The sequence below is a fragment of the Paenibacillus forsythiae T98 genome (assembly GCF_000520735.1).
In the GTDB taxonomy this organism is placed as follows: domain Bacteria; phylum Bacillota; class Bacilli; order Paenibacillales; family Paenibacillaceae; genus Paenibacillus_AQ; species Paenibacillus_AQ forsythiae.
This window is the reverse complement of sequence record NZ_ASSC01000641.1, coordinates 1-5,415: the sequence shown is the minus strand read 5'-3', so window position 1 is coordinate 5,415 and position 5,415 is coordinate 1. Positions and strand designations below refer to the sequence as shown.

The following is a 5,415-nucleotide window of genomic DNA, read 5'->3' as shown; positions in this document are numbered from 1 at the left end:
CGCCCGCTCGGCGTAAGCCGGGCTTCGCCGGTCCGGCAGCTCCGCCAGGCCGCGTTCAAGCTCCGCCACGTCCGCGCGGCTGCGCTCGGGCAGCTGGCGGAAGGCCGCCAGCGCCGCCTGCGCCTCATCCCACTGCTCCCCGGCTGCGCGGCTGCCCTCAAGCAGCGCCTGCTTCAGCAGCGCCAGCTCGGCCAGCTTCTCATCGGCGAAGGCCAGCGCGTTCCGCACCTCCGGCTTCAGCTTCTCCTCGCTCCGCACCGTCACAGGCACATGCAGCAGGCTGCTGGACGGCTGCACAATCAGCTTGCCCGCCGGAACGAGGGCGGCAAGCCGCTGAGCCAGCGCCAGCTTGCCGCTTAGGTCGCAGCGCCAAATCCCGCGCCCGTCGATCACTCCGGCTCCAAGCGTCTTGTCCTCCGGCCAGCCCACATGCTCGATCGCTCTCAGGTTGGCTCCGCCGTCATGTACGAAATCAAGCCCGACTCCTTGCACCGGCAGCTTCAGCAGGGCTTCAAGCGGCTCGGCGGACTCGAAGTACGTCTGGAGCATCATGGAGAGACCCGGAACAGCGGAATGAAGCTCGCCGTAAATATGGCCCAGAAGCTCGATATCCTTATCCCGTAGCCCGGTTACTACAGCAGGCTCGTCAATTTGAACCCAAGCCGCCCCTTCACGCTCCAGCTCCTGCAGCAGCTGCACATAGACCGGAAGGAACCGCTCCGCCACACTGCAGATTTCCGAATGGGCATAGCCCTTGGACAGCTTCAGGAACGTATAAAGTCCGATAACCACGGGCTTGCCGTCGATCCCCGCCTGCGATTTGGCGAACCGGTAGGCGGCCAACGGCTTGTTCTCCGTCAGAACGGGCTGAATATCGCCAAGCTCCGGCACGATGTAATGGTAGTTCGTATTGAACCATTTGGTCATCTCGCATGCCGCCGCCCGGGAATTGCCGCGGGCCATCGCAAAATACAAATCCAGTCCTTCCGGCCCTCCTTCATACCGGTATCGCGGCGGAACAATTCCGAACATGACCGCCGTATCCAGCACATGGTCATAATATGTGAAATCTCCCACGGGAATGAGGTCGATGCCCGCCTCCTGCTGCTTGCGCAGGTGGTCCAGTTGAATGCGATTCATTTCCGCCCGCAGCTGCTCTTCCGAGGTTCGTCCTGCCCAATGAGCCTCCAGCGCCTTTTTCCATTCCCGGTTCGCACCGATTCTCGGATATCCGAGATTGCTCGTTCTAGCTTTCGTCGTCACTTCCAGACTCCTCCTCTTTTTTTCCAATCCGGCCGATACAGTCAAGAAGACCGCCTCTTGATCCGTTTAGAGCTTATAATGACATGCAACCAGCATGTAACTCCTAAATTTGACAAAAAAAGCGCCTTCCCCCTAAAAAAGTGTAGAGGAAAGACGCCAACGCCAAAATCACGTTTGCGATCTGACACCTCCCTATCCCCCGTAGGTACAGCAGTGCGTCGAAACAGGCAGGTCTCCTGGCTGCGGCGTCATCGTCATCAGCGGCCTTCCCGTCTGCACCGGGCAGACAGTGGCATAAAGGCTGAAAGACTCTTCCGTTACAGTGGCGGGACCGCGTCGGCTTTGCACCGAGCTTCCCTTTTAAGCCCCGGAATGCTAAGTTCCGGCAAGCACCTGTTTCCGTTATTCAGCGACCGTTTGATCTGGTTGCCTAAGTACAATATTTATGTTAAGGCAAGACCCTGCGGTCCGCAATAGGAGATAGGGGTTCTGGTTATAGCGATACCTGATAGCCGGTTAAAAGAAAATAATATAGACGACGGCGGCCAGCACGATCCGGTAAATCGCGAACGGCAGCAGCTTGATCCGGTTGATGAGCTTCAGGAAGAAGCGCATCGACAGCAGCGCGAAGACGAAGGCGCTGATAAATCCGGCGACAAAGAACGGGAGCGCATCCAGCGTAAAGTACTGCCAGTTCTTATAAAGCGAGATCAGACTTGCGCCGGCCATGATCGGCACGGCCATAATAAAGGTGAAATCGGCGGCGGCCCTGTGGCTCAGACCAAGAAGGACGCCGCCCGAAATCGTCGAGCCGGAGCGGGAGAAGCCGGGCCAGAGCGAGAAGCATTGAATCAGCCCCACCGCCAGCGCTTGCCTGTATGTAATCTGATCCACACTCTGCGCCCTGATGCGCTTGGGGGCAAATAAGTCCGCGCAGATCATAAATACAGCGCCAATGACCAGACCGATCAGCACGGTCGATGTAGAGAACAAATATTCATCGATGTAATCCTCGAATAACACGCCGAGCAGACCGGCAGGAATCAGACCGGCGATAACCTGTCCAAGCTTCAGACGGCCCCCGGTCTGTAGATCGGCTGACTGGCCTTCCGGGATCGGCTCAAGCGATCCGCGGCTGAAGCGCTTCAGTCCGAGCAAATCAATAAAACGTTTCCTGAAAATGACGACCACCGCCAGGATCGAGCCGAGCTGAATCACAACTTTAAAGGTATTGGCCGTATATTTGCCGAGGAACTCCTGCGATTTCAACCACATATCATCGACAATAATCATGTGTCCCGTAGAGGATACCGGAGCGAATTCGGTCAGGCCCTCAACAAGACCAAGCACGATGGCTTTAATAATGGCAAGCAGGTCCAAGCTAACGCCTCCTTAATGGTAGGTTGTATGAACGGATATAAATATGGCGGTTGCGGATGCTATTTGGATTCATTAAGCTTGCGTTTGCGGACATACAGCCAGCCCAGAAATAACGCGCCTCCTGCCAGCAAAACATAGATTACGCCAGAATAGACGTCCATGAAGGAGCCGATTTCATGCCAGGATTCGCCAAGCGCGGCCCCGACCATAACAAGCAGCACATTCCAGCCCAGACTGCCGAGGGCAGTGAGCAGCAGAAACGGGCCAAGCTTCATTCCCGACATGCCGGCAGGCACCGAGATCAGGCTGCGGATCAGCGGGATCATCCGGCAGAACAGCACCGTCCAATAGCCGTACTTGTCGAACCAGACATCCGCCTTCCGGATGTCTTCTTTGCGTATTCGCACAATGCGGCCGTATTTGTCAACCAGCCGCTCCAGCTTGTCAACGGCCAGAGTCCGTCCAATCCCGTACAGGATGACGGCTCCCAGCACCGAGCCCAGCGTCGCCGCCAGGATCACGCCAGAAATGGTCATGTCTGAGGTGGTCGTCATGAACCCGCCAAAGGGAAGGATGACCTCGGACGGAATAGGCGGAAATACATTTTCCAGCGCCAGCAGCAGAAATATGCCGACATAACCGAACTGCTCCATAAAATCGGTAATCCAAGCTTTCATCCCATTCCTCCTGAACCCTATTTTTTTCTTTATACTGTAGCTTAAACACGGTCTGCAATTTCTGAAACTTCCAAATCTGCCTTTCAGGCAAGAAAATCCGGCGCAATTCTCCTTATCCGGCCGCCAGACTTGCGGATGCCCCGGGCAAATATGCAATAATGAAGAAATCAATTACACATCACGGAACAATGTAGGGAGGATGTCCATTGTTAGCACGCTTGCGCGCATTCCTTGCCGCCTGGAGGGATTACCCCAGAAAGGAAGGAGAACTGATCGGCCGGCGGTACGAAGTGCTTTCCCTGGTCGGCATGGGCAGCTATGGGCTTGCCTACCGCTGCCTGGACAGGGTGCAGCAGCGCCAGGTCGCTGTCAAACAAGCCAAACCGAGCAAGCGGGATGTGGGAAAGCGGCTGCTGGAGCGGGAACGGCATATCCTCCTGCAGCTGGATCATCCCTATATCCCTGCCTGCCGGGATTATTTTGAGGAGAGGGGCTCCGCTTGGCTCGTAACTGACTATGTCGAGGGCTATACATTGGAAGAGCTGATCTTCGAGCAAGGCTGCCTGTTCGGGGAACAGGAAGCCCTTCGCTTCGCCCTGTGCTTGATGGACCGGGTGAACCATGTGCATGAACGCGGCTTTGTGCACCTTGACCTTCGTATTCCCAATGTGATTCTCCGGAACGGGGAGATCTACTTGATCGATTTCGGTCTGGCCCGCCGGATTGGAGACGAAAGCCCGGGTGATGACGGCCAGGCGGCGGCTCGGAACAAGGATGGCCTGCCGGGGGGCATGCCCGCGTCCAAACGCTCGGATCTGCACGACATCGGACATCTGATGCTCTTCATGCTGTATTCGGGTTACACACCGGCGCCGGGGACTGGGGAAAGCAGCTGGTCCGAAGAGCTGAACCTTACGCCGGGAATGCGCGGGATACTCCGGAAGCTTCTTGGCAAAGAATCCGAGGGTTATACGGAAACGCAGGAGTTCGTCCGGGATATCAAACAGGCTTTATCCGAATAGACCTTTCGCTACCGTCCTGTATGCATGAAAAGAAACGGACGCCCGTCCCGAGTCAGGCAGGTCTCCGTTTCTTCTTCTCCCGCATATAAAGCCAGTCTTAGCTTGAACTGCCGTATCTGTTCTTGTAATAGCCATGACCCCGCCCGGCGCTGTAACCGCGTCTGCTGCTTGAGGAATTTCCGTAATGCATCGGTCTCCGGTAATTTCCGGAAGAGCCTCCGCGTCTTTCATATTTCGAGTGTCCGACGGAGTGAATGAGTCTGTCGATAAGTCTCCTGAGCATGCTGTTTCCTCCTTTTCTTCGGATACTTTGTAGCTTTAGGATTTGCATCCCTATTTCTTCTATACGTAGAACAAGCCAGCCGGTTTCGGCTGACCTGAGTATTTCTTATAATTTTCCTGCGGCCGGGATTTCCTTGCGGCCTGCAAGCGCAGGCTGAGCCTGCTTCTTGACCCGCTTCGGCTTGCCAAGCGAAGTGGTGAACGTAATGACCTGCCCGGCCACAATCACCGCCATCGCCGTATACAACGTTTCTCTGAGCGGCATATAGAAGAGCGACAGCAGCAGCACGGCAATGTCCATCATAATGAACACGGTGCCAACCTTGATTCCCTTCCACTCGCTGATCAGCAGAGACAAGATGTCGTCTCCGCCGCTTGCGCCTCCGCATCGCAGCACCAGCCCCGCGCCAAGCCCGGTAAGCAGTCCGGACAGCAGCGCCGCCAGCGCCAGATTGTCGTGGAAATCGAGCACGAGCCTGGAATAGCGCTCCATCAGCCCGTAGAACACGGTAAACGCCCCAACTGAAATGATCGTATTGCAGACAAGCCCTTTCCCTTTGAGCATCCAGGCTGCCAGCATAACCGGAAGATCGAGCAGCAGCACGGTAACGGAAGGCGACACGCCCAGCACGTACTTGCCCAGCAGCGACAGGCCTACGAATCCGCCCTCGGTCAGATGATTCTGATAGTTGATGTGATAGTAGGTAAAGCTAAGCAATAACGTTCCGATCAAATTAACGGTTAATTGTAGCGGCAGACGAACACCGCTGTTATGGTTCCTCATACAGGCT

At 56.0% G+C, this 5,415-nt stretch carries 5 protein-coding genes, 1 pseudogene and 1 riboswitch; of the genes and pseudogenes, 1 reads left to right on the top strand and 5 read right to left on the bottom strand.

Annotation, left to right across the window (positions count from 1 at the left end; all coding sequences use genetic code 11):
* From L692_RS0119780 to L692_RS0119770, 3 genes and pseudogenes are all read right to left on the bottom strand, one after another.
* Positions 1-1,263, bottom strand: a pseudogene (locus tag L692_RS0119780) (5-methyltetrahydropteroyltriglutamate--homocysteine S-methyltransferase); the annotation flags it as partial.
* A 209-nt stretch (positions 1,264-1,472) separates the two neighbouring features.
* Positions 1,473-1,675: riboswitch (cobalamin riboswitch) on the bottom strand.
* 104 nt (positions 1,676-1,779) lie between these two features.
* Positions 1,780-2,643: an undecaprenyl-diphosphate phosphatase gene (locus L692_RS0119775; RefSeq protein WP_025701782.1), complete on the bottom strand. Its 864-nt coding sequence runs from the start codon at positions 2,641-2,643 to the stop codon at positions 1,780-1,782.
* Positions 2,644-2,702: 59 nt separating this feature from the next.
* On the bottom strand, positions 2,703-3,320 hold the full coding sequence (locus L692_RS0119770; RefSeq protein WP_025701781.1) for a DedA family protein: 618 nt from the start codon (positions 3,318-3,320) through the stop codon (positions 2,703-2,705).
* 206 nt (positions 3,321-3,526) lie between these two features.
* On the opposite strand from L692_RS0119770, the gene L692_RS0119765 reads away from it, so the two are divergent.
* Positions 3,527-4,342 (top strand): serine/threonine protein kinase, encoded by an 816-nt coding sequence (locus L692_RS0119765; RefSeq protein WP_025701780.1) that lies wholly within the window; start codon positions 3,527-3,529, stop codon positions 4,340-4,342.
* A gap of 97 nt (positions 4,343-4,439) precedes the next feature.
* Here the strand turns inward: L692_RS0119765 and L692_RS0119760 are convergent, their stop codons facing one another.
* Both L692_RS0119760 and L692_RS0119755 read right to left on the bottom strand, forming a co-directional pair.
* Entirely contained in the window at positions 4,440-4,625 is a 186-nt protein-coding gene (locus L692_RS0119760; protein ID WP_025701779.1) for a hypothetical protein, read from the bottom strand.
* A 105-nt stretch (positions 4,626-4,730) separates the two neighbouring features.
* The gene (locus tag L692_RS0119755) at positions 4,731-5,408 is read right to left on the bottom strand and encodes a YitT family protein (protein ID WP_025701778.1); all 678 of its coding nucleotides are present in this window, start codon (positions 5,406-5,408) and stop codon (positions 4,731-4,733) included.
* Positions 5,409-5,415: the final 7 nt, after the last annotated feature.